The organism is Sorangium sp. So ce1014, assembly GCF_051521505.1.
Lineage (GTDB): Bacteria > Myxococcota_A > Polyangia > Polyangiales > Polyangiaceae > Sorangium.
Genome location: NZ_CP150356.1, coordinates 2254873 through 2277104, shown reverse-complemented (window position 1 = coordinate 2277104; position 22232 = coordinate 2254873). Strand labels below are relative to the sequence as shown.

The following is a 22232-nucleotide window of genomic DNA, read 5'->3' as shown; positions in this document are numbered from 1 at the left end:
TACGTCATGCCTAGAATGCTGCTCGGAGCCAGTTCCAGAACCTTCCGCTCGACCTCTTTTCAATCGACATTTCTTCGATGACTTCACGGCGCGACTCGCGCTCTCGGAGCTTCTCGCGGCGGCTCTCCGCGCGGCCGGCGTGGCCGACCTCGAGCTTCACCGGCGCGAGCGCGCGCGCCTGCGCGAGCGCGTTGGCGCCGTACTGGACGAGGCCCACGCCGGTCGCGTACTGCGGGCCGGCCACGAGCTGCGTGATACCCCGCACGCCGACCGGCACGCCGAGGCGCACCGGCATCCCGAGGATCTCCTCGGCGAACTCCGTCATGCCTTCCATCAGGACGCCGCCGCCGGTGAGCACCGCGCCGGCCGAGAGCTGCTCCAGCATCCCGGTGTCCTCGATCCGCTTGCGGATGACGGCGAAGATCTCCTCGACGCGCGGCTCGATGATGTCCGACAGGACGCGGCGCGACGCCTTGCGCGGCAGGTGCCCGCCGACGCCGGGGACCTCGATCTCCTCCTCGTCGCCGACCATGCGGCCGAGGGCGCAGCCGGCGTTGCGCTTCAGGCGCTCGGCCTCGCCCATCGGCGTGCGAAGCCCGGCGGCGATGTCCGCGGTCACGTTGTTGCCGCCCGCCGGGATCACGCTGGCGTGCGCGATGCCGCCGTCCACGTAGAGGAGCAGGTCGGTCGTGCCGCCGCCGATGTCGATGATGGCGACGCCGATCTCCTTCTCGTCCTCGGAGAGCACCGCCTCGGCGCTGGCCAGCGGCTCCAGCACGACGTCGGCCACGGTGAGGCCGCAGCGCTCCGCGCAGCGGACGACGTTCTGCACGCACGAGGTCGCGGCGGTGATGAGGTTCACCTTGACCCCGAGCCGGACGCCGCTCATGCCGACCGGATCGCGGATGCCGTCCTGGTTGTCGACCATGAACTCGCGCGGCAAGACGTGCATGATCTGGCGATCGGCGTCGACCGGGATGGCCCGCGCGCCCTCGAGGACCCGCTCGACGTCGAGCCGGGTGACCTCGCCGCCGGAGATCGCAGCGACGCCGTCGGACTGCTGGCAGCGGATGTGGCTGCCCGCGACGCCGGCATAGACGGTGCGGATCTCGACACCCGCCATCGTCTGCGCGGCCTCGATCGCCTCGGCGATCGAACGGACCGTCCAGTCGATGTTGCTCACGACGCCCTTTCGCAGGCCGCGGCACGGGACGTTGCCCACCCCGAGGATGGTGATCCCATCCGCGTCGATCTCGCCCACGACCGCCGAAACCTTGGTCGTCCCGATGTCCAGGCCGACGACGATCTCAGTAGTCTCCATCCGGCTCTTCATTGCGTGCACCACCTCATGCGGGGACGAGCCCCATGCGCGTGTCAGGCGGGCACGACGCTGCCATGAGCCAGCAGAACCGGCCAAATTTTGCTCGGCGATCGCCGACGCAGAGAGCGGGCGCGACGGCGGTCATTTCATCCTCACCACGACGCGCTCGGGGTGCGCGTCGTTGTCCAGGAAGATCACCGACGCGCTCGCCTTCCGCTGGGCGAGCTCGGTGAGCACCCGCGCCGCCTGGCCGACCTTGTCGCGGTAAGGCGGCTGGCCGAGGTGGAGCGCGATCCCCTCCTTGCCGATGGTGATGACGACCGACCCGTCCCGCTCGACGTGGAGCTCCTGGATCGGATAGCGGCGAGCAAGGCCGGCGCGCTCCATGTCCTCGACCACGTCGAGCAGGCGCCGCACCGCGATGACGACGCCGGCGCGATCCCGCGCCACCTGCTCGCCGGTGATCCCCGTGACGATCGGGAGATCGACCGGATCGTCCTCGGCGAGCTCCTTGAAGAGCTCGCCGTCGCGCGTCGCGAGGTAGAGATCGCCGCCGATCGCGACCAGGGCCTGCGCCTCCCGCTCGACGACGCTGACGTGGATCGTCGAGGGGAGCTTGCGGATGACCGTCGCCCTCTCGATCCAGGGATCGGTGGAGATCGAGGCGCTGGCGAGCTCGAGGTCGAGCGTGAAGATGTTCTTGCCGACCTCGATGCCGCCGGAGCTCGCCACCTGCTCGGCGGTGCGGCGCTGGACGCCGTCGACGAGCACGGTGCGCACGGCGAAGCGCGGGCTCGACACGATGTAGCGCCGCGCGCCCCACGCGACCGCGGTCGAGGCGATGAGCACGACGGCGGCGCCCGCGAGGAGCTGGAGCGCGCGGAAGTGGCGCGACATCGGCCGCGCAGGGCGCGCCTCTCCGGGCGAGCCGCCCTTCACCGGCGGGCGCGGCGGGCGCACGGAGACGCTGGTCGCGGGCGGGGCCGGCGACTCGTGCGACGACGGGGTCGCCGCGCGCACGCGCGCGTTCTTCGGCGCTCGCACCGGGGCCACAGGCTCCGGCTTCGAGCCGCGCGCGGCCGCCGCCCGACCAGGCGGCGCCGCGGGCGCCGGCGTCGACGCGCGACGACGGTTCGGCGGCGGGGCGCTCGGGCGCTCGGTCATGAGCTGCCCTCCTGCGGCGGGCTCTTCGCCTCGAGCCGCGCCTTCAGCTCCCGCACGCAGGCGTTCACGTCGCCCGCGCCGAGCGCGATGACCACGTCGCCCGGCCGGACGATCCGCTCGAGGGCCTCCGGGAGGTCGGCCTTGTCCGCGACGAAGCGCGCGTCGTGGTGGCCGTGCTCCCGGATCGACTGGACGAGGCGCTCGGCGGTGACGCCGGGGATCGGCGCCTCGCCGGCGGGGTAGATGTCCGTCACGAGCAGCACGTCGGCCTGGTTGAAGGCGCGCGTGAACTCGTCGTAGAGATCGCGCGTGCGGGTGTGCCGGTGCGGCTGGAAGGCCACGACGACGCGGTGGTCCTCGCCGGGGAACGCGCGCCGGGCCGCGTCGACGGTGGCGCGGATCTCGGCCGGGTGGTGGCCGTAGTCGTCGACCAGCGTGACGCCGCCGATGGAGCCGACGACGGAGAAGCGGCGCGCGACGCCGCCGAACGTGGCGAGCGACTGCTTGGTGACGTCGAGCGGCACCTCGAGCTCGTCCGCGACCGCGATCGTGGCGAGGCAGTTCAGGACGTTGTGCGCGCCCGGCATCTTCACCGTGAAGCCGCCGAGCGGCTCCCCCCGGCGGTACGCGTTGAAGCTCGTCTCGAGGCCGCGGAACTGGATGCCGCGCGCGGAGTAGTCCGACTGCGGCGAGACGCCGTACGTCACGTGGCGGCGCGGGATGCGCGGGAGCAGATCCTGGACGTGCGGGTGGTCGAGGCAGAGCACGGCGAGCCCGTAGAACGGCACGCGCGCGGCGAACTCGACGAAGGCGTCCTTGATGCGCTCGTGCGTGCCGTAGTGATCGAGGTGCTCGGCGTCGATATTGGTGACGACCGCGATCGTCGGGGTGAGCCGCAGGAACGAGCCGTCGCTCTCGTCGGCCTCGGCGACGAGCAGGTCGCCGGCGCCGAGCCGCGCGTTCGAGCCGAGCGCCGCCATCTTGCCGCCGACGACGACGGTGGGATCGAGGCCGGCGGCGCGCAGGACGGTGGCGACGAGGGAGGTCGTGGTGGTCTTGCCGTGCGAGCCCGCGATCGCGACGCCGTACTTCACGCGCATCAGCTCGGCGAGCATCTCCGCCCGCCCGATCGCCGGGATCCCGAGCGCGCGCGCCTCGGTGAGCTCGGGGTTGTCGGGCCGGACGGCGCTCGAGTAGACGACGACGTCGACGCCGCAGACGTTCTCGGCGCGGTGGCCGATGTCGATCCGGACGCCGAGCGACGTGAGCCGCCGCGTCGTCGAGCTCTCCTTGAGGTCCGAGCCGGAGACCTCGAACTCGAGCGAGCGCAGGATCTCGGCGAGGCCGCTCATCCCGACGCCCCCGATGCCGACGAAGTGAACGTGGCGAACGCGACCGCGGAACATCAGCCTGCCTCCTCCCGACCGAGGGCAGCACCGAGCGGCGCGGCCTCGTTCATCGCGGCGCGGCGCGGCGCCTCCCCCGCGCGCTCCGCGCGACCGCCGAGGACGGGGAGGCGCAGCGCGCGGTGGCGCGGAGCTCGCGCGAGATCGAGCAGATCGGCGGCGACGCGCGCCGCGGCGTCCGGCGTGGCGAAGGCCGCCGCGGCGTCCGCCATGCGGGCGCGGAGCGCCGGGGCCGCCGCGAGGCGGGCGATCTCGCCGGCGAGGCGCGCCTCGGTGGCGTCAGCCTGGGCGATGGCCACCGCGGCGGAGGCCCGCTCGAGGGACTGCGCGTTCTTCAGCTGGTGATCGTCGGCCGCGAACGGGTAGGGGATCAGGATCGAGGGGCGCCCGACGGCGCAGAGCTCGGCGAGCGTCGACGCGCCCGCGCGGGCGATCACGACGTCGGCCGCGGCGAGCGCCTCCGCCACGTCGTCGATGAACGGGACGACGCGCGCGCGCCCGGAGAGGCCGAGCTCGGCGTAGAGCGACCGGACGGCGGCCTCTCGGTCCCTGCCCGTCTGGTGCACCACGTCGAGGTCGACGCCGCGCTCGCGGCCCTGCGCGATCGCGCGCGGGACAATGTCGTTCAGTGCGAGCGCGCCCTGACTGCCGCCGAGCACGAGCAGGCGGAGCTTGCCCTCGCGCGGCGCGTACGGCGCGCGGGCGAAGGCGCGACGGAGCGGGACGCCGAAGAGACGCACCGTGCTCGGACGCAGCGCGCGCGCCGTCTCGGGGAAGGCGACGTACGCGCGATCGACGATGGGCGAGAGGAGCCGGTTCGAGAGCCCGAGGACGCTGTTCGGCTCCAGGATCGCGACCGGCACGCCGAGCGAGCGCGCCGCGAGGGAGACCGGGCCGCCCGCGTACCCGCCGAGCGAGAGCACCACGCGGGCGTCGAGCCGCTCGACGAGCCGCCTCGCCTCCGGGAGCACGCGGCCCGCGCGGACCGCGCCGCGCACGAAGCCGGAGAGGCCGCCCCCGCGGAGCGGCAGGACGTGGAGCAGCTCGAGGGTGTCGCCGCGCTCGCGCATGACGCGCGCCTCGATGCCGCGCGCGGTGCCGACGTAGACGACGCGCGCGGCATCGTCGCGCGCCGCGGCGCGGACGGCGTCGCCCACGGCGACCATCGGGAAGACGTGGCCGCCGGTGCCGCCTCCGGCGATCAGGACGGTCACCATGCGCCGCCCTCCTCGGCCGACGCGACGACCACGGCCGAGGCGCTCGGCGCGTTCGGGACGGGCGACGCGCCCGCCGCGCCGCGCTGCTGGGAGGCCACCGGGGTCCGCGATCGGCTGATGCTGAGCAGGATGCCCGCGGCCGCGGCGTTCACGAGCAGCGACGAGCCGCCGTAGCTGAGGAACGGCAGCGTGAGCCCCTTCGTGGGGAGGATCGCCATCGCCACCGCGAGGTTCGTCATCGCCTGCACGCCGAAGAGCGTCGCGATGCCGAACGCCATGAAGCTGCCGTAGTCGTCGTCGGCCTCGAGGGCGATCTTCACGCCCCGCGAGACGATGACGAGGTACGCCGCGCAGAGGCCGACGATGCCGACGAAGCCGAGCTCCTCGCCGACGATCGCCGACACGAAATCGGTGTGCGCCTCCGGCAGGTAGAGCACCTGCAGCCCCCGCCCGAGGCCGAGGCCGAAGAGCCCCCCGGAGCCGAAGCTCATGACCGACTGGAACGGCTGGTACGCCAGGTCGGCGCGGTTGTTGTCCATGTCGATCCACGCGAGGTAGCGCGCGTAGCGGTAGCCGCTGAAGCGCACGAGCGCGGCGCCGGCGAGCGCCAGCAGCATGGAGAACGCGGCGATGTACGGGACGCGCGCGCCCGCCACGAACAGCAGCGTGAAGGTCAGGAAGAGCAGCACGACCGCGCTGCCGAAGTCGGGCTGCTTGAGGCAGAGGAGCATCAGGATCCCGACCACGAGGAGGTGCGGGAGGAAGCCGACGGAGAACGACCTGATGCGGTCGGCCTTCTTGGAGAGCGAGTAGGCGAGCCAGAGGACGATCCCGAGCTTCGCCACCTCGGCCGGCTGCACGTGGACCGGGCCGAGCGCGATCCAACGGTAGGCGTTGCCCGCCTTGTGGCCGAGCCCCGCCACGCAGGCGACGAGCATCCCGGTCACGACGATGAGCACCGGGTACGTGAGGACCTTGAGCCGGCGATGATCGATGCGGCTCGTGATCCACATCGTGGCGATCGAGAGGACCGCGTAGATGGCCTGGCGCTTGAGGAAGAACTGCGCGTCCTTGTAGCGCACCGTCGCCTCGACCGCGCTCGCGCTGTAGACCATCACCACGCCGAAGCCGATGAGCGCCGTGACGACCGCCGCGAGGAGGGCGTCGACGGGCCCCGAGGGGCTCGATCGCCCCTTCCAGAACGCCTCGGCGACCGCCGCGACCGCGCCCTGCGCCGACTTGTCCTGCTCCGAGGGACCGATGTGCCGGTTCTTGGGCGCGTCGCCGCGCGCGCCGAGCCTGTCGCTCCACGACATCACGACGCCACCTCCCCGGCAGCTCGCTGGAGCTCGCCGACCGCGCGGACGAAGGCGTCGCCGCGATCCTTGTAGTCGCGGAACATGTCGAAGCTGGAGCACGCGGGGCTGAGCAGCACCGCGTCGCCCGGCCGGGCGAGCGCCCGCGCGGCGAGGACCGCTGCATCCATCGAGCCGGCCCGCGCGATCGGCAGGACGCCGTCGGCCGCGGCGGCGATGCGGTCCGCCGCCTCGCCGAGGACGACGAGGGCGCGCCCCCGCTCGCGCAGCGCGGCCACGAGCGGCGCGTAGTCGCCGAGCTTGTCGCGACCGCCCGCGATCAGCACGGCCTTCGCCTCGCGCAGGCCGGTGAGCGCGGCGACCGAGGCGCCGACGTTGGTCCCCTTGGAGTCGTCGTAGTAGCGGACGCCCTCGACGTCCGCGACGAGCGCGGTCCGGTGCGGGAGCCCCTCGAAGCGCGCGAGCGCGTCGGCGATCGCCGACGCGGGGGCGCCGAGCGCGGCGGCCAGCGCGACGGAGGCGCAGGCGTTCCCGAGGTTGTGCGCGCCCGTGAGCCGGACGCGATCCAGCGGATAGCTCGCGCCGGTGACGCGGTCGACGATCGCGCCGCCCGGGGCGCTGACGTCGGCGCGGGCGTCGCGCGCGCTGAACGTCACGACGCGGGCGCGCCCGCGCGCCGCCTGGCCGGCGGTGAGCTCGTCGCCGAAGGGCACGACCGCGACATCCTCCGGCGTCATGCGCTCGAACGGGTTGCCCTTCGCGTCGGCGTACGCCGCGAAGCTCGGGTAGCGATCGAGGTGATCGTCCGTGATGTTCAGCAGGGCATGGGCGCGAGCGCGCAGCGTCGGGACGCGCTCCGCCTGGTAGCTCGAGATCTCGAGGACGAGCACATCCCACGCCTCCCCGACGACCTCGGCGAGGGGGGTCCCGAAGTTGCCGCCGACGAAGGTGCGGAGGCCGGCCCGCTCGAGCATCGCGCCCGTGAGCGCCGTCGTGGTGCTCTTGCCGTTGGTCCCGCCGACGAGCACGATCGGCGCCGACACGAAGCGCGACGCGAGCTCGAGCTCGCCGATGACCTCGCGCCCGGAGCGCGCGACCGCGTCGAGCGCGGGGAACGACGGCACGCCCGGCGAGACGACCACGAGGTCGGCGCCGTCGAACAGCGCCGGGTCGTGCCCGCCCGGCGCGAGGACAGCGCCCTCCGCCTCGAGGGACGCCGCCGCGGCGGAGAGCCGCTCGCGCGGCGCGCCGTCGTTCGCGATCACGCGCGCGCCGCGCTCCAGCAGGAGGCGCGCAGCCGCGACGCCGCTCCGGCCGAGCCCGACGATGATCACTGTTCGCCCGCGGACGTCCATCATGCCCTCAGCGCAGCTTCATCGACGCCAGGGAGACCAGCGCCAGGAGGATGGAGATGATCCAGAAGCGGACGATGATCTTGGGCTCCGCCCACCCCTTCTTCTCGTAGTGGTGGTGGATCGGCGCCATCAAGAAGACGCGCTTGCCGGTGAGCTTGAACGAGAGGACCTGCGTGATGACGCTGACCGTCTCGATGAAGAAGATCCCGCCGAGGATGATCGACAGGAGCTCGTTCTTGGTGAAGACGGCGAGCATCCCGAGCCCGCCCCCGAGGGCGAGCGACCCGACGTCCCCCATGAAGACCTGCGCGGGGTACGTGTTGTACCAAAGGAAGCCGATCCCCGCGCCGATGACCGAGCCGCAGTACACCGACAGCTCGCCGGCCGACGCGATCGCCGGGATGTCGAGGTAAGTCGCGAGCGAGAAGTTCGCGATGGAGGCGCCGACGATGTACGCGAGGATGAGGTACGTCCCCGCGTTGATGATCACCGGGCCGATCGCGAGGCCGTCGAGGCCGTCGGTGAGGTTCACGGCGTTCGACGTCGCGACCACGACGAAGACGGCGAACGGGACGTAGGCCCAGAGCGGCAGCTCGATCGGGAACTTCGAGAACGCGACGAACGGGATCGAGAGCCGCGTCCTGATCTCCACCCAGTCCGGCGGGAGCTTGGACGCGAGCAGGAACGTGTAGGCCACGGCCGCGCCGCCGATGAGCACCTGGCCGATGAGCTTGTAGCGGCCCGGCAGGCCGCCGCTGCTCCGCCGCTTGATCTTGAGGAAGTCGTCCAGGTAGCCGATGACGCCGTAGCCGGCGGTCACCGCCGTCGTCGCGAGGACGAACGGGTTCCTGAGGTCGGCCCACAGCACGGTGGGGAGCAGCAGCGAGAGCAGGATGAGCGCGCCGCCCATCGTCGGCGTGCCCGCCTTGATCTTGTGCGTCTCCGGCCCCTCGGCGCGGACCACCTGCCCGATCTGCTTGCGCCGGAGCTCGCGGATGAACCACGGCGCGAGCACGAACGTCAGCACCATGGCGGTCATCGTCGCCATGATCGTGCGGAACGGGATGTAGCGCAGGACGTTGAGCCAGCTCAGCCAGCCGTAGTGGAACTTGAGCGGGTAGAAGAGCTCGTAGATCATCCCGCACCTCCGTGCGGCTGCCGCTCGGCCTGGACCCGAGCGCGGCGGGCGGCGAGCGCGCGGCGCGCCTCGTCGCGGTCGTCGAACGGCAGCGTGACATCGCCGATGATCTGGTACGGCTCGTGGCCCTTGCCCGCGATGAGGACCAGATCCCCGGGCTCGGCGTCGAGCACCGCGCGCTCAATCGCGCGCGCTCGATCGAGCTCGACGACGACGCGCGCGCGCCCGGCGGAGAGGCCCGGCAGGATGGCGCCGGCGATCGCGCGCGGATCCTCGCTCCGCGGGTTGTCGTTGGTCACGATGGCGACGTCGGCGGCGAGGCTGACCGCCTCGCCCATCCGCGGCCGCTTCAGCGGATCGCGGTCGCCGCCGCACCCGAAGACGCAGCAGATGCGCCCGCCGCCGAGGGCGCGGACGCTCGCGAGCACGCGGGCGAGCGCGTCCGGCGTGTGGGCATAGTCGACGAGCACGATCACCTCGTCGACGCCCGGCGTGTCGCAGCGCTCCATGCGGCCCGCGACCTGGATCGGCGACGAGAGCGCCGCGGCGGCGTCGTCGACGTCGAACCCGAGCAGGTAGGCCACGGCGAGGGCCGCCAGCAGGTTCGACACGTTGTACGCGCCGAGCAGGTGGGAGCGGATGGTGACCTCGCCGGCGGGCGTGCGGGCGCGGAGGAAGATGCCGCGCGCGTCGTGCGCGAGCTCGACGGGGGCGATCTCCGCCGCGTCCGGGCCGGCGCCCACCTCCGTCGAGTACCGCGCGAGCGTCGCCGCCGCCGGACGCGAGAGCCCGCCCGGGGCGATCCTCTGGACGAGCTGCCTCCCGAACGGATCGTCGACGTTGATGACCGCGGCGCCGGGGCCGAGATCCACGAACAGGCGCGCCTTCGCCTCCGCGTACGCCTCCATCGTGCCGTGGTAATCGAGGTGATCCTGGGTGAGGTTCGTGAAGACCGCGATCCGGAAGCGGACCGCGTCGACGCGCTTCGCGGCGAGCGCGATCGACGAGACCTCCATCGCGAGGTGCGTCGCGCCGCGGTCGACCATCGCGGCGGCGACGCGCGCGAGCTCGTCGGCCTCGGGGCTCGTGTGCGAGGCGTGGACGTCGAGATCGCCGAAGCGGTAGCCGAGCGTCCCGACGATCCCGGCCCGACCGCCGCACCGATCGATGCAGGTCTGCACGAGGTGGGCCGTCGTCGTCTTGCCGTTCGTGCCGGTGATGCCGACGACCTCGAGCGTGAAGGCCGGGTGCCCGTAGGCCACCGCGGCCGCCAGGGCGAGCGCGAGCGGCACGTCGGACACCTCGACGCGGGCGGCGCCGAGCGTGTCGGCCGTGCTCCCGCGCGCGAGGATGACCGCCCGCGCGCCGCGCGCGACGGCCTCGGGGATGAAGTGCTCGCCGTGCACCCGCGCGCCCGCGCGCGCGACGAAGATGTCCCCCTGCCCCACCTTGCGCGAGTCGAGGTGCACGCCCGTCACGAGCAGGTCCGCGGCGCCGGCGGGAGAGAGCGCGGCGCCCGGGATCTCGCGCAACACATCGCCGAGACGAAGCGCGAGCTCGACCTCGGCCACGCCGGCCTCGCTGGGATCGCGCCCTGTCATGTGGGGGGCTCGAAGATCAGCTTCAGGGGCGATCCCTTGGGCAGCACGGTCCCGGGCGGGGGCTCCTGGCGCGTGAGCCTCCCCGTGCCCTCGACGCTCGGGTCGAGCCCGAGCGTCGCGGCGCTCCTCACCGCCTCGCGCTGCGGCAGGCCGGTGAGATCGGGGACGCGCAGCTCCCCCGTCTTGAGCGGCGCCGACGGCGTGACCACCCCCGTCGAGATCGGCGCCGCCGCGGCGCGCGCCTCGCTCAGCACCTGGTAGGTGTTCGCCGCGATGTCCTCGCCCGACTGCTCGGCGACCTCCGACAGCTTCATCGGCACGCTCCCGCGCGGGGTAACGCCCAGGTAGCGCAGCGCCATCTCGCCGATCCGCCGGAAGACGGGCGCCGCGACCGAGCCGCCGCCGTAGGTGCCGCCCAGGGGCTCGTCCAGCACCACCGCGATGGCGAGCCGCGGCCGCTCGGCCGGGACGAACCCGACGAAGGACGCCACGTAGTGGGTGTCCGTGTACTTGCCCGTCGCGGGATCGATCTTCTGCGCCGTGCCCGTCTTGCCCGCGACGCGGAAGCCCGGGATGGCCGCCTCGACGCCGGTCCCGTCGCCCTCCGTCACCGCGACGAGCATCTCCGACACCATCCGCGCGATCGACGAGGGGACCGCGTCGCGGCGCACGCGCGGCGACGGCTCCGACAGCGTGACGCCTGTGCCGTCGGTGATCCGCTTGATCAGGATGGGCTCGAGCAGCCGCCCGCGGTTGGCGATCGCCGCCGCGGCCATGGCGAGCTGCAGCGTGGTCACGCTGATCCCCTGGCCGAACGCGGCCGACGCCGTCTCGACCTGCACCCAGGGGCGGCCGCGCGGCCGGAGCACGCCCACGGACTCGCCCGGCAGCGGCACGCCGGTCAGGTCCCCGAAGCCGAACCGGCGGAGGCCCTCGTAGAGCCGCTGCTCGCCGAGCCCGAGCGCGATCTTCGCCGTGCCGATGTTGGACGACTGGCTGAGGATCTGCGGCAGCGTCAGCCACTTGTGCACGTGCGTGTCGTGGATCACGACGTTGTCGATCGCCATGTTCCCCTCCTCGCAGTAGATGGTCGCGCTGGGGGCGACGCTCTTCGCCGCGAGCGCGCTCGCGATGGCGAACATCTTCACCGTGGAGCCGGGCTCGAAGCGATCGACGACGCAGCGGTTGCGCCGCGACCCCGGATCGCTCTGCGAGTAGTCGTTCGGGTTGAACCCCGGGGAGCTCGCCATGGCGAGGACCTCGCCGTTCTCGGGGTTGACGACCACGATCGAGCCGCCGATCGCCTCGTAGGTCTTCATCGCCGCCTCGAGCTCGCGCTCGGCGGTGAACTGGATGCCCTTGTCGATCGTGAGGTGGACGTTGTGCCCGGCGAGCGCCTGCTCGTCCTCGATCCCCTCGGAGAAGATGAGCCGGCCCGAGCGATCCCGGAGCCCGCGCACCTCCGATGCGTTGCCGCGGAGCTCGTGCTCCAGGCTGAGCTCGATCCCCTCCTTGCCCTCGCCGTCGGTGGCGACGAAGCCGAGCAGCGGGCCGGCGAGCTCGCGGTTCGGGTAGAAGCGGCGCCCCTCGCCCTCGATCACGAGCCCGCGCACCGGGTAGCGCTGCGTCCGGTCCCCGAGCGCGCGGACGCGCTCGACCTCCTGCTCCGAGACGCGGCGCTTGAGCCAGGCGAAGCGGCGCCGCCGGCTGAGCTTCTCCACGACGTCCTCGGCCGGCAGCGAGAGCGCCTGCGCGATGCGCTCGGCGTACTGCTGGATCCGCATCGGGATGTACTGCTCGTCGACGCCGCGGAGCATCTCGACCGCGTCGACGGAGACGCTGGGCACCTCCACGCTCTCCGCGAGCGGCGCGCCGTTCCGGTCGTAGATGGTGCCGCGCTTCGGCGTGATGTGGAGCCGCCGCTGGCGCTGCCGCTCCGCGAGGTCGTACCACGCGTCGCCGTCCTCGACCTCGATGCGGTAGGCGCCGTTCACGACGCCGCCCAGGCCGAGCGCCATCAGGCCGCAGAGCAGCCCCATGCGGATGCGGATCCACCGCGCGCGCCGGGGGTCGAGGTTCCTCATTCCCGGCGCCCCCCGCTCGGCGGCGCGCTGCCGGCCTCCCCGCTCGTCGGATCGCGCTCGGGCGGCGCCGTGTAGCCCCGCACCGGGATGATCCGCTCGGACGGGGGCGGCGTCATGCCGAGCAGCGAGCGGGCGACCATCTCCACGCGCTGCGGCGTCTCGTAGCTGGCCGCCTCGAGCGAGAGCACCCGCTTGACCTCGCGCAGCCGCGCCTGCTCGGCGCGCGCCCGACCGAGCCGGTAGCCGAGGTCGACCGTGCGCCCCCGCAGGGCCAGGTGCACGACGAACGCCGCCACCGTCGCGGCCACCGCGAGCGTCCAGAGCACGAGGAACGGGCGCTGCTGCGTCACGCGAGCGCCTCGCCGCAGACCCGTTGCGCGGCGCGGAGCTTCGCGCTGCGGGCCCTCGGGTTGTCGGCGATCTCGTCGTCGCCCGCGGTCACCGGCTTCTTCGTGAGCGGCTGCCAGACCTCGGGCTCGCGCAGCGCGCGCTTGACGATGCGGTCCTCGAGCGAGTGGAACGAGATCACGGCGAGCACGCCGCCAGGCGCGATGATCCTGGGCGCCGCCTCGAGCAGCGCCTCCAGCTCGTCGAGCTCTCCGTTCACGGCGATGCGCAGCGCCTGGAACGTGCGCGTCGCCGGATCGACGCCGCCGATGCGCGCCGGCCCGACCGCGCGCACCACGGCCCGCCGCAGGTCGAGCGTCGTCTCGAGCTCGCCGCTCTCGGCCGCCTGCTTGATACAGCGGGCGACCCGCCGGCTGCGGCGCTCCTCGCCGTAGCGGTAGATGAGGTCCGCGAGCTCCTCGTCGCTGAGCCGCTCGATGAGCTCGAGCGCCGTCTCGCCGCGGCTCGGGTCCATCCGCATGTCGAGCGGCCCCTCGGCGCGGAAGCTCATGCCGCGGGCCGGGTCGTCGAGCTGCATGGAGCTCAGGCCGATGTCGGCCACGAGCCCGTCCACCTGCGGGACGCCGAGGGCGGCGAGGTGCCGCTCGATCTCGGAGAACGCGCCGTGAACGTAAGTCACCCGCTCCCCCATCCGGGCGAGCCGGGCGCGCGCGATGGCGAGGGCGCGCTCGTCGCGATCGATCCCGATGACCCGGGTGCCGGGCGTCTCGAGGATCGTCGCGGTGTGGCCGCCGGCGCCGAGCGTCGCGTCGACGTAGACGCCCTGGCTGACCGGCGAGAGGGCGGCGAGCACCTCGCGGCCGAGGACGGAGACGTGCTGCTCGCCGCGCGGGCGCGGCGGCGGAGGGGGCAGGTGCATGGGGACTACATTGACGACGTTCATAGGCGGAACTGCTCCGCGATTGCTGTCTTGAAGCTCTGAAGCTCGACCTCGTTCATCTGCTGAGCGGCCTTCCACCGCTCCGTCGACCAGAGCTCGATCGTCTGTCCCATCCCCGCCCACAGCACGTCCTTCGTGAGGCTCGCGTGCTCGCGGAGCGACGGCGGGATGAGGATCCGGCCCTGCTTGTCGAGGTCGCACTCGACAGCCGCGGAGAGGTAGCGACGCCGGAATGCGACCACGTTGGAATCGAATTGCGGCAACGCTGCAATTTTAGCCTCCAGCTCCTCCCAGGCCTTCATCGGATACGCGTGCAGACAGGGGTCGAAGAGGGCCGGGGTGATGACCATGCGCAGGTCGTTCGCGGCCGCGAGCACATCGCGAAAGCGCGAAGGGAGGCTCGTGCGCCCCTTCGCGTCGATCGCGTGCTCGAAGTGACCGCGAAACATCGTGCTCATCGACCCCAGCTCCGGCTGGCCTGTCCCGCCGAGGGCTTGGCGCCGCGTTGCTCCACCGGGTGCACGCCGCGTCGTGACATTCTCTGCCACTTCTTCCCACGAAGCTCCGCCACGCTACGGAGGGAGGTGCCGAGTGTCAACAGTTTGGGAGATTTCTGGACCTCATCCACCACCTATGTAGGACACCTACCCCCAAGGTAATACCCCACAAAACAGCGAGAATTCTCGCGATCCGCTGGCAGACCCAGGTCCGTGGGAGGAAGTGGGGGGCCGCTCGGAGGGTTGCGCGACCGCCGCAGGCGGACGCTGGCAAGGCGGAAAGGAAGCGAGGCGGATCGCCGCCCTGGGCGCATGACGTCGCGCCCTGACAGGCGGGTCTACGCCGGATTACCGGACGGGCTCAGCGAGCCGGTTGCCCGGGAGGAGGTCCGGCGGGGAGTCGTGCGGTGGAGGAGAGTGGGGGCGCGCGCGGTGGGGGAGAGTGGGGACGCGCGCCGGCGCGGCGGTCAGCCGTGGGGGGTCACGTGGGTCTGGACCCACTCCACGATGCTCTTCAGGGTGGTCCCGGGGGTGAAGACGCCCTTCACGCCGGCGTCCTGGAGGCGCGCGATGTCCTCGTCCGGGATGATGCCCCCGCCGAACACAACGATGTCCTCGGCGCCGTGCTTGCGGAGGGCCTCGAGGACGGCGGGGAAGAGGGTGTTGTGCGCTCCGGACATGATCGACAGCCCCACGGCGTCGACGTCCTCCTGCACGGCGGCAGAGGCGATCATGTCGGGGGTCTGGTGCAAGCCCGTGTAGATCACCTCGAAGCCCGCATCGCGGAGCGCCCGGGCGACGACCTTGGCGCCGCGGTCGTGGCCGTCCAGGCCGGGCTTCGCCACGAGGATTCGGACTTTGCGCTCTGCCATGATCGCGTTCGATTACCGCCTGCCCGGGCAGGCGTAAAGCGCAGCGCCCCGGCGACGTGGGCCTCCCCTCCACGGGGAGCGTGTGCTCACTGGGCGGCGAAGACGAACGGAATGGTCACGGGCGTGGAGCCCGAGGACGGGGGAAACCGCCAGGACTTGATCCGCGAGCCGATACAGCTCGCCAGGCCGGGGTAGTCCTTCTCCGAGCCGCCGGCCGAGACGGACTGGACGGCGCCCGAGGCGCTGATGACCACGGAAGCCGAGACGCGGGCGGTGGTGGATGCGTTGCGGTCGCGCGCGTCGAGGGCGGGCTGCCAGCAGTGGCGCCGGACGCTGGGCCGGTTCGCCTCGACGACGCCGGCGATCTCCCCTTGAGAGAGCTGGCTCAAGCCGGAGCCGGCGCCCTGGCTGCCCGGCCCTGACGTCGGGCCGGGGACCGCGGCACCGAACCCGGATCGGTCGAGCGGAGCGGCGGTCGCGGAAGCGACAGGCTTCTCCGGCTGGGGGCGCTGGCTCGCCACGGCGCCCGGCTTGCCGGGCGAGGCGGGCTCCGGCCTGGCAGACGCTGTCTCGGCCGTCGGAGGCGTCTCCGGGTCGACGCTCGGCGGCGGCGGAGGGGCGGCCGTGGGCAGGTCGGCCGGGTGGCTCGGCGGCGGGGTCACGACCTGCACGGGGGCCTGCTGCGGCTTGGGCGACAGCAGGACATAGGCGGAGACGCCGCCGAACGCCGCTGCCATGGCGATGAAGGCGTAGGCGAGCGGGCTCATGCCCGAGCGCCGCCTCGGCGCGACCGTCTCCACCAGGCTGCCCGGGTTGGCCACGAGGGGGGCGGGCTCCGCGGAGGAAAGGCCACCGGCCGGCGCCGACGTCACGCCACCCGCGCGGGCCGTTGACGAGGGCGAGCCGCCGAGGGAAAGGCCGCCTGCGCCGCGAGCGATGTCGGCCGAGACGGGCGGCGCCAGCTCGGATCTCGGCGCGGAGACGACGGGGGCCGCCGGCCCGGCCGCAAACGGATCGGCCAGCACCGCGATCGGCGCCGCGCCCGCGGCGTGGGCCCGCGCGGCGCCCCCAGAAGCGTCGGGCCACGCGGCCGGCGCGCTCGCAGCGGGCGTCCCCGCCGCGGAGAAGGCAGCGACCGAGCCGACGCCCACCGACGACCGCTCGCTCAGGCCGGGAGGCTCCGGATCGCGCGTTGCCGAGCGCGCGGGCGCGGCCGCAGCGAGCGGAGGGACCCTCGCCGACGAGGGCGCCTTCGTCGAGGGCGGGACCTGCTGTTGGCCGACGGAGAAGCCCGTGCTGCTGGTGCGGCGCGCGGGCGCGGACACGCGGGTGGACTGGGCCTGGGTGACGATCTCGAGCAGCTCCGGGAAGTTCTTGAGGGGCAGCCACTCGTCGAAGCCCTCGCGCCAGACGAGCGAGTCGCCGTCCACCGCGCCGGCCAGCGCCTTCTCGCGGATGACGGCGAGCCGCACCGGGCCGAGCGGGACGCCGCCGACCCCGACGTACCAGTCCTCGCTCGACGTCGTGCGCGCGGCCGGCGTCTTCCCGAGCGGCCGGTCGTTGGACATCGATTGCGTGAACACGCTGGCGGCCCCCGCCGGCGGCATGGGCTCCGCCCGCGCGGCGGGCGCCGGCTGGGCGGCCCGCGCTACGGCCGGCGCCGGCTGGGCGGCCCGCGCCGCGGCGGGCGCCGGCTGGGCGGCCCGCGCCGCGGCGGGCGCCGGCGGCGCGGGCGCCGGGCGCGGGCTCGACACCGGTCCGGGCGCGGCGCGCGGCGCGACCGGAGGTCGAGGCGCGCCCCCCGGGCGCGGGAGGGCCTGCGATGCCGGTCGGGGCGGCGACGGCGCGGCGCCGTGGCCCAGGGCCGAAGCCGGCGGCGGCCTCGGGGCGCTCGCGCCGGCGGCGTCCGCCGCCGGCGTGCCGGCCGGCGCCTCGTCGCTCGGAGGGGCGATCTGCGCGTCGTCGCCCGCTGCGCGCGGCGGCTCGACCGGGAGAGCCCGCGCCACGGAGCTCTCGGTGACGCTCGCGCTCACCTGAATGAGGTGCCCGCATCGCCGGCACTGCATCCGCACCATCTTGCCGGCGACCTTCTCGTCGCCGATCTGGTACTTGGCCTTGCAGTTATCGCAGATGAATTTCATCCAAGGACGCGCCTGCCGGTGGAATCGGCGCAGTCTACGACAGCTTGGCCCCGGACGACATGGGGTAGGCGGTCAGAGCAACCCGAGCAGATGCTCCTTGATGGATTGCCGCGTCGGGTCATCGGGCGCGACGCCCAGGGCGCGCTCCCACGTCTCGATGGCTTTGTTGCGGAACCCGGCCTTCTGGTAGAGCACGGCGAGGTTCTTCAGCGCGGGGAAGTGCTTGCCGTTGATGTGCAGCGCCGTCTCCAGCTCCTGGATGGCGTCGTAGAGCTGGCCCTGCTTGCCGTAGAGCAGGCCGAGGTGAAAGTGCAGCCGGTAGGCGAGCGGATCGATCGCCGTGCCCTCGCGCAGGTGCCGCACGGCTTTATCGAAATCGCCCGCGCGGTACGCCGCGATCCCCGCGGCGAGGAGGCGCTCCGCCTCTGCCGAAATCCGGTCCTGGTCCCCGCGGATCGAGCGCGCCTGGAGCGCGTTCTCCACGGCGGCGACGACGTCGGCGACGCGGAACGGCTTCTCGATGTAGGCCTCCACGCCGTAGCTCGACTTCAGGTCCTCGGCGAAGCGCCACCCGCGGTAGACGGCCGAGATCATGATGATCGGGATGTGGCCGTAGCGCTGCGTGCCCTTCATGCGGCGGGCGATGTCGAAGCCGTGCACCTCGGGCAACATGGCATCGAGGATCATCACGTCGGGCGGATGCTCCTTGACCATGCGCAGGGCGAGGAGCCCGCGGTCGGCCTCCTCGACGCGGTACCCGCGCTCCTCGAAGATGCGGCGGAGCAGCTTCCGGATCTCGGGCTCGTCGTCGACGACCAGGATCGTGGTCTGATCGCCCTGCGGCGCCTTGCTCGCGCCCGGGAGCGACTCGACCACGGACAGGTCGCGGTCGGCGGTGCCGAAATCCGTGTCCGTGAGCTCGTCGGCTGCCGCTGCCCTCCGCATGGCGTCGTCGACGACGAGCGGCGGCCCCGCCGAGGACATGCGGCCCGGCGAAGCGGCTGCGCGCGGGCTCGGTTCGTCGGTGAGATCGGCGAACGAGATCTCCGCCTCTTCGCGCGAGCGCTCCGGCGCGGGTCGCGCCGGCGGCGGGGCGCTGGGCGCAGGAGGGGGATGGGCCACCATCGCCGGCGGCACGGCGGACGCAGACCGGCGCGCCGCAGGCTGCGCAGGGGCGGGCGCGGGCGGCGCTTCGGGAGCGGACGCCGCCGCGGCGCCGAGCCCGGCCCGCTTCAGCACCTCGGGCGGGCACTTGGCGCCGACGTAGAACGGCTCGCCCTGCTCCTTCATGTCGTAGGCGGCCGCGATGGTCCGCACGAGGGGGCCTGCGAGCGCGATGTACGGGAAGACGCGCTTGCCGGTCACGAACTCGAGCTCGTCGATCACCTTCTTGTCGGCGGGCGCGGCCATGGCCACGAGGATGCGGTCCTCGCGGACGAGCACGGGCAGGAGCTTGTGCTTCGCGGCGATCTCGCGGGGCAGGATCGAGAGGTCGCTCAGCTTGATGCAGACCTGGTTGAGATCGATGCCAGGAACACCGCTCTGCTCGGAGAGGGCCTTCAGCGCAGCGACCTCGGAGACCGTGCCGCTCTCGATGAGGTTCGTGGCGAGGGGAACCCCCTTCGCACGCGCATCGAGGAGCGCTTGTTCGAGCTGGGGCTGGGTGACCGCCCTTTGCTGGAGGAGGATGCGTCCGAGCGGCTTCTTGTTGGCGTCTTGCGTCATTCCGCGGGCCGAGTCCGAAGGCTAATGGACGAGGAAAGCGCGGGCAAGCACGCGACCCGCGCGCGAAGGCGGCCGTTCGGCTGGCACGACCGGCTCGGGCTCGTGCGCCGGCGGCTCGGACCTACGGCCTGGTCGAGCGCGGCCGAGGCGTCGCCCGGCGCACGCGGATGCGAGCGCGCGGCGCGGCGGAGGCGAGAGCTCACCATCCGCCCATGTTACTCCGGAACCCTCCGGACAGCGCGGACGTTGCGCCCGCCGCGCGATCCTCGCCGCGCCCGCGTCCGGACCGCATCGAGAGGCCATGGAGACGATGTAGGGCCACTCGATCACTCGGTCACATCGGGCGCGCCGAGCCACGCGCGGGCGAACGCCGCGTACCGCCCCTCGGCGATGGCCGCGCGCGCTTCGCGCATCAGGCGGCCATACAGGTGGAGGTTGTGCTCCGTCAGCAGGCGCAGCACGAGGATCTCGCCCGCCATGTAGAGGTGCCTCAGGTACGCGCGGCTGTACCCCCCGACGCAGGTCGGGCAGGCGCAGGTCGGGTCGAGCGGAGATCGGTCTTCCTTGTAGCGCGCCTGCTTGATGACGATCTTGCCGTGCTGCGTGAGCGCCTGCCCGTTGCGAGCGTTCCGGGTGGGGAGCACGCAATCGAACATGTCGACCCCGGCGCCGACGGCGTGAAGGAGGTCGAGCGGCGTCCCGACGCCCATGAGATAGCGGGGGCGCGAAGGGTCGAGGTGCGGCGCGATCTGCGCGACGACCTCGTGCATCAGCGGGATCGGCTCGCCCACGGAGAAGCCGCCCAGGGCGAGCCCGTCGAACGGCAACGCGCCGAGCTCGTCCGCGTGCGCCGTGCGGAGGGCGGCCGAGGTGCCGCCCTGCACGATGCCGAAGAGCGCCTGGGTGGGGCGCTTGGCGGCGAGGCAGCGCTTCCCCCAGCGCGTCGTCAGGCGGCAGGCCTCCTCGACCTCCGCGTGCGGCGCGCCGCCGGGCGGGCACACGTCGAGCTGCATCGCGATGTCGGCCCCGAGCAGCCCCTGCACCTCCATCGCGACCTCGGGCGTGAGCGCCTTGCGGGCGCCGTCGAGGTGCGAGCGGAACACGAAGCCGTCCTCCGTGAGGGTGCGCCGCTCGGCGAGCGAGAAGGCCTGGAAGCCGCCGGAGTCCGTGAGCATCGCGTGCGGCCAGCGGGTGAACGCGTGCAGGCCGCCGAGCTGCGCGACGAGCTCGGGGCCCGGGCGGAGCCACAGGTGGTACGTGTTGCCGAGGACGATCCTCGCGCCGGTCGCGGCCACCTCGCCGGGGGCCAGCGTCTTCACGCTGCCCTGGGTGCCGACCGGCATGAACGTCGGGGTCAGCACGTCGCCATGCGGCGTGGAGAGCACGCCCGTACGGGCATGACCGTCCCGCGCGAGCTCGGAGAAGGCGAAGCCAGGCGTCCGGCTCATGACGCGCTCGCTCCGGAGATCAGCATGGCGTCGCCGTACGAGTAGAAGCGGTAGCCGGCGTCGATCGCCGCGCGGTACGCGAGCAGCGCGCGCTCGCGGCCGGCGAAGGCGAACACGAGCGCGAGCAGCGTCGAGCGCGGCAGGTGGAAGTTCGTCAGCAGGGCGTCGACGACCTGGAACCGGTAGCCGGGCTGGATCAAGAGGCGCGTCTCCCCGGACTGCGCCCGCACGAGGCCCGCGCGCGCCGGGTCGGCCGCGCTCTCGAGCGCGCGCACCACGGTGGTGCCGATCGCGATCACCGGCGCCCCGCGCTCGCGCGCGGCCGCGACCGCGCCGGCGGTCGCCTCGGGGACCGAGTAGACCTCGGCGTGCATCGGGTGCAGGTCGAGGTCGTCGACCGTGACCGGCTGGAACGTGCCGAGGCCGACGTGCAGCGTGACGCTCGCGATCTCGACCCCGTTCGCGCGGAGCCGCTCGACGAGGCCGGGCGAGAGGTGGAGGCCCGCCGTGGGCGCGGCGATCGCGCCCGGGACGCGGGCGAAGATGGTCTGGTACCGCTCGCGATCGGACGCGTCGTCGCCCCGGCCGAGGTAGGGAGGGAGCGGGACGTGCCCGTAGGCCTCGATCGCAGCCGCGACGGACAGCCCTGCCGGCGAGGAGAGCTGCACCGTGAGCACCCCGTCCTCTGCGCGCTCCAGCACCTCCGCGACAAGCGCCCCGTCGCGCTCGAGATCGAGCACCGCGCCCGGGCGGATCGGCTTGGACGCGCGCCCCATCGCTCGCCAGCGCTCGGGGTTCGCCGCGCCCTCCCCGGGCCCGCCGGCGAGCTCGCGGTACCCGCCAGCGGGGTCCTCCCCCCCGGCCGGCGCCTCGTCCAGCCGGTGCAGCAGGAAGAGCTCCACCTGCCCGCCGGTGCCACGCTTCTTACCGAACAGCCGGGCGGGCACGACCTTCGTGTCATTGACGACGACGAGCGCGCCGCGCTCGACGTACCGGCCGAGATCGCGGATCGCGGCGTGCTCGACGTCGCCGGCCCCGCGGCCGCGGTCCACCAGGAGGAGCCTGGCGCCGTCCCGCTCCTCGGGGGGCCGCGACGCGATGAGCGCTTCAGGGAGTTCGTAGTCGAGCAGCTCGCAGCGCACGCCGCGCTACTAGCACGACGCGGGCGTGAGCACGTTCGTCTTGGCGCGGAGGAAGCGACAGATCTCGCCCACCTTGTACGGCTTCGGGACAAAGGCCACGGCGCCGCAGTCGGCGCGCTCGACCTGACGCGCGGAGAGGTGATACGCGCTGGAAAGCACGACCCGCACACTCGGGAACGCATGCCGGATGTGACGCGCGAGCTCCAGGCCGTTCAGATCCGGCATCATCAGGTCGATCATCGCCACGTCGACCGGGGAAGAGCCGAGGACGCGGTTCGCATCCTGGAACGAGGCGGCGAACACGACCTCGAACCCCTCGACGCTTAGCCCAGCTGAAAGGGCGCGACGCTGGGAATTCTCATCGTCCACGATCAGCATGCGGGCCATTAAGCGTCCTCCTGCGGCGAGCGCCGCCAACCATGACTACGCCTATCGGTCTAGGACCTAGCAATTACCGGGCCAAGCTGACGAATTATCGAGTTGCTGTTATCGACGCCGAAGTGAAACAGAAGCGCAC

At 72.9% G+C, this 22232-nt stretch carries 18 protein-coding genes; all 18 read right to left on the bottom strand.

Annotated elements, in window-relative coordinates; genetic code table 11:
* Positions 1 to 10 precede the first annotated feature (10 nt).
* Complete coding sequence (gene ftsA / locus WME75_RS08675) at positions 11 to 1333, bottom strand: cell division protein FtsA (protein WP_437488393.1); 1323 nt, start codon at positions 1331 to 1333, stop codon at positions 11 to 13.
* Between the two features lie 129 nt (positions 1334 to 1462).
* Complete coding sequence (locus tag WME75_RS08670) at positions 1463 to 2485, bottom strand: FtsQ-type POTRA domain-containing protein (protein ID WP_437488390.1); 1023 nt, start codon at positions 2483 to 2485, stop codon at positions 1463 to 1465.
* The gene (gene murC / locus WME75_RS08665) at positions 2482 to 3891 is read right to left on the bottom strand and encodes a UDP-N-acetylmuramate--L-alanine ligase (protein ID WP_437488387.1); all 1410 of its coding nucleotides are present in this window, start codon (positions 3889 to 3891) and stop codon (positions 2482 to 2484) included. Before murC ends, WME75_RS08670 begins: the two co-directional genes overlap by 4 nt.
* Entirely contained in the window at positions 3891 to 5108 is a 1218-nt protein-coding gene (gene murG / locus WME75_RS08660) for an undecaprenyldiphospho-muramoylpentapeptide beta-N-acetylglucosaminyltransferase (RefSeq protein WP_437488384.1), read from the bottom strand. Before murG ends, murC begins: the two co-directional genes overlap by 1 nt.
* Positions 5102 to 6424 carry a putative lipid II flippase FtsW gene (ftsW, locus tag WME75_RS08655; RefSeq protein ID WP_437494772.1) on the bottom strand — a complete coding sequence of 441 codons (1323 nt, stop codon included), beginning with the start codon at positions 6422 to 6424 and terminating at the stop codon, positions 5102 to 5104. Before ftsW ends, murG begins: the two co-directional genes overlap by 7 nt.
* Complete coding sequence (gene murD, locus WME75_RS08650) at positions 6424 to 7782, bottom strand: UDP-N-acetylmuramoyl-L-alanine--D-glutamate ligase (RefSeq protein ID WP_437488381.1); 1359 nt, start codon at positions 7780 to 7782, stop codon at positions 6424 to 6426. The genes ftsW and murD overlap by 1 nt, the downstream gene beginning before the upstream one ends.
* A gap of 4 nt (positions 7783 to 7786) precedes the next feature.
* Positions 7787 to 8917, bottom strand: a complete 1131-nt coding sequence (gene mraY, locus WME75_RS08645) for a phospho-N-acetylmuramoyl-pentapeptide-transferase (RefSeq protein ID WP_437488378.1) — start codon at positions 8915 to 8917, stop codon at positions 7787 to 7789.
* Positions 8914 to 10518, bottom strand: a complete 1605-nt coding sequence (locus WME75_RS08640) for a UDP-N-acetylmuramoyl-L-alanyl-D-glutamate--2,6-diaminopimelate ligase (RefSeq protein ID WP_437488375.1) — start codon at positions 10516 to 10518, stop codon at positions 8914 to 8916. Before WME75_RS08640 ends, mraY begins: the two co-directional genes overlap by 4 nt.
* Complete coding sequence (locus WME75_RS08635; protein WP_437488373.1) at positions 10515 to 12602, bottom strand: penicillin-binding protein; 2088 nt, start codon at positions 12600 to 12602, stop codon at positions 10515 to 10517. Before WME75_RS08635 ends, WME75_RS08640 begins: the two co-directional genes overlap by 4 nt.
* Positions 12599 to 12952, bottom strand: coding sequence for a hypothetical protein (locus WME75_RS08630; RefSeq protein ID WP_437488371.1), 354 nt, complete (start codon positions 12950 to 12952; stop codon positions 12599 to 12601). The genes WME75_RS08635 and WME75_RS08630 overlap by 4 nt, the downstream gene beginning before the upstream one ends.
* Positions 12949 to 13893, bottom strand: a complete 945-nt coding sequence (gene rsmH / locus WME75_RS08625; RefSeq protein ID WP_437488368.1) for a 16S rRNA (cytosine(1402)-N(4))-methyltransferase RsmH — start codon at positions 13891 to 13893, stop codon at positions 12949 to 12951. The genes WME75_RS08630 and rsmH overlap by 4 nt, the downstream gene beginning before the upstream one ends.
* Positions 13890 to 14348, bottom strand: a complete 459-nt coding sequence (gene mraZ, locus WME75_RS08620; RefSeq protein ID WP_437488365.1) for a division/cell wall cluster transcriptional repressor MraZ — start codon at positions 14346 to 14348, stop codon at positions 13890 to 13892. The genes rsmH and mraZ overlap by 4 nt, the downstream gene beginning before the upstream one ends.
* Before the next feature lie 506 nt (positions 14349 to 14854).
* The gene (locus tag WME75_RS08615; protein WP_437488362.1) at positions 14855 to 15259 is read right to left on the bottom strand and encodes a cobalamin B12-binding domain-containing protein; all 405 of its coding nucleotides are present in this window, start codon (positions 15257 to 15259) and stop codon (positions 14855 to 14857) included.
* 86 nt (positions 15260 to 15345) lie between these two features.
* Positions 15346 to 17400, bottom strand: coding sequence for a GYF domain-containing protein (locus tag WME75_RS08610; RefSeq protein ID WP_437488359.1), 2055 nt, complete (start codon positions 17398 to 17400; stop codon positions 15346 to 15348).
* Between the two features lie 72 nt (positions 17401 to 17472).
* Positions 17473 to 19125 (bottom strand): response regulator, encoded by a 1653-nt coding sequence (locus WME75_RS08605; RefSeq protein WP_437488357.1) that lies wholly within the window; start codon positions 19123 to 19125, stop codon positions 17473 to 17475.
* 326 nt (positions 19126 to 19451) lie between these two features.
* On the bottom strand, positions 19452 to 20573 hold the full coding sequence (tgt, locus tag WME75_RS08600) for a tRNA guanosine(34) transglycosylase Tgt (protein WP_437488354.1): 1122 nt from the start codon (positions 20571 to 20573) through the stop codon (positions 19452 to 19454).
* Positions 20570 to 21715: a tRNA preQ1(34) S-adenosylmethionine ribosyltransferase-isomerase QueA gene (gene queA / locus WME75_RS08595; RefSeq protein WP_437488351.1), complete on the bottom strand. Its 1146-nt coding sequence runs from the start codon at positions 21713 to 21715 to the stop codon at positions 20570 to 20572. The genes tgt and queA overlap by 4 nt, the downstream gene beginning before the upstream one ends.
* Positions 21716 to 21724: 9 nt before the next feature.
* On the bottom strand, positions 21725 to 22102 hold the full coding sequence (locus WME75_RS08590) for a response regulator (RefSeq protein WP_437488348.1): 378 nt from the start codon (positions 22100 to 22102) through the stop codon (positions 21725 to 21727).
* Between the last annotated feature and the right edge of the window lie 130 nt (positions 22103 to 22232).

Coding starts and splice junctions, on each gene's coding strand:
- ftsA (WP_437488393.1), bottom strand. CDS start 1,333: ATGAAGAGCCGGATGGAGACTACTGAGATCGTCGTCGGCCTGGACATC.
- WME75_RS08670 (WP_437488390.1), bottom strand. CDS start 2,485: ATGACCGAGCGCCCGAGCGCCCCGCCGCCGAACCGTCGTCGCGCGTCG.
- murC (WP_437488387.1), bottom strand. CDS start 3,891: ATGTTCCGCGGTCGCGTTCGCCACGTTCACTTCGTCGGCATCGGGGGC.
- murG (WP_437488384.1), bottom strand. CDS start 5,108: ATGGTGACCGTCCTGATCGCCGGAGGCGGCACCGGCGGCCACGTCTTC.
- ftsW (WP_437494772.1), bottom strand. CDS start 6,424: ATGTCGTGGAGCGACAGGCTCGGCGCGCGCGGCGACGCGCCCAAGAAC.
- murD (WP_437488381.1), bottom strand. CDS start 7,782: ATGATGGACGTCCGCGGGCGAACAGTGATCATCGTCGGGCTCGGCCGG.
- mraY (WP_437488378.1), bottom strand. CDS start 8,917: ATGATCTACGAGCTCTTCTACCCGCTCAAGTTCCACTACGGCTGGCTG.
- WME75_RS08640 (WP_437488375.1), bottom strand. CDS start 10,518: ATGACAGGGCGCGATCCCAGCGAGGCCGGCGTGGCCGAGGTCGAGCTC.
- WME75_RS08635 (WP_437488373.1), bottom strand. CDS start 12,602: ATGAGGAACCTCGACCCCCGGCGCGCGCGGTGGATCCGCATCCGCATG.
- rsmH (WP_437488368.1), bottom strand. CDS start 13,893: ATGAACGTCGTCAATGTAGTCCCCATGCACCTGCCCCCTCCGCCGCCG.
- mraZ (WP_437488365.1), bottom strand. CDS start 14,348: ATGAGCACGATGTTTCGCGGTCACTTCGAGCACGCGATCGACGCGAAG.
- WME75_RS08615 (WP_437488362.1), bottom strand. CDS start 15,259: ATGGCAGAGCGCAAAGTCCGAATCCTCGTGGCGAAGCCCGGCCTGGAC.
- WME75_RS08610 (WP_437488359.1), bottom strand. CDS start 17,400: ATGAAATTCATCTGCGATAACTGCAAGGCCAAGTACCAGATCGGCGAC.
- WME75_RS08605 (WP_437488357.1), bottom strand. CDS start 19,125: ATGACGCAAGACGCCAACAAGAAGCCGCTCGGACGCATCCTCCTCCAG.
- tgt (WP_437488354.1), bottom strand. CDS start 20,573: ATGAGCCGGACGCCTGGCTTCGCCTTCTCCGAGCTCGCGCGGGACGGT.
- WME75_RS08590 (WP_437488348.1), bottom strand. CDS start 22,102: ATGGCCCGCATGCTGATCGTGGACGATGAGAATTCCCAGCGTCGCGCC.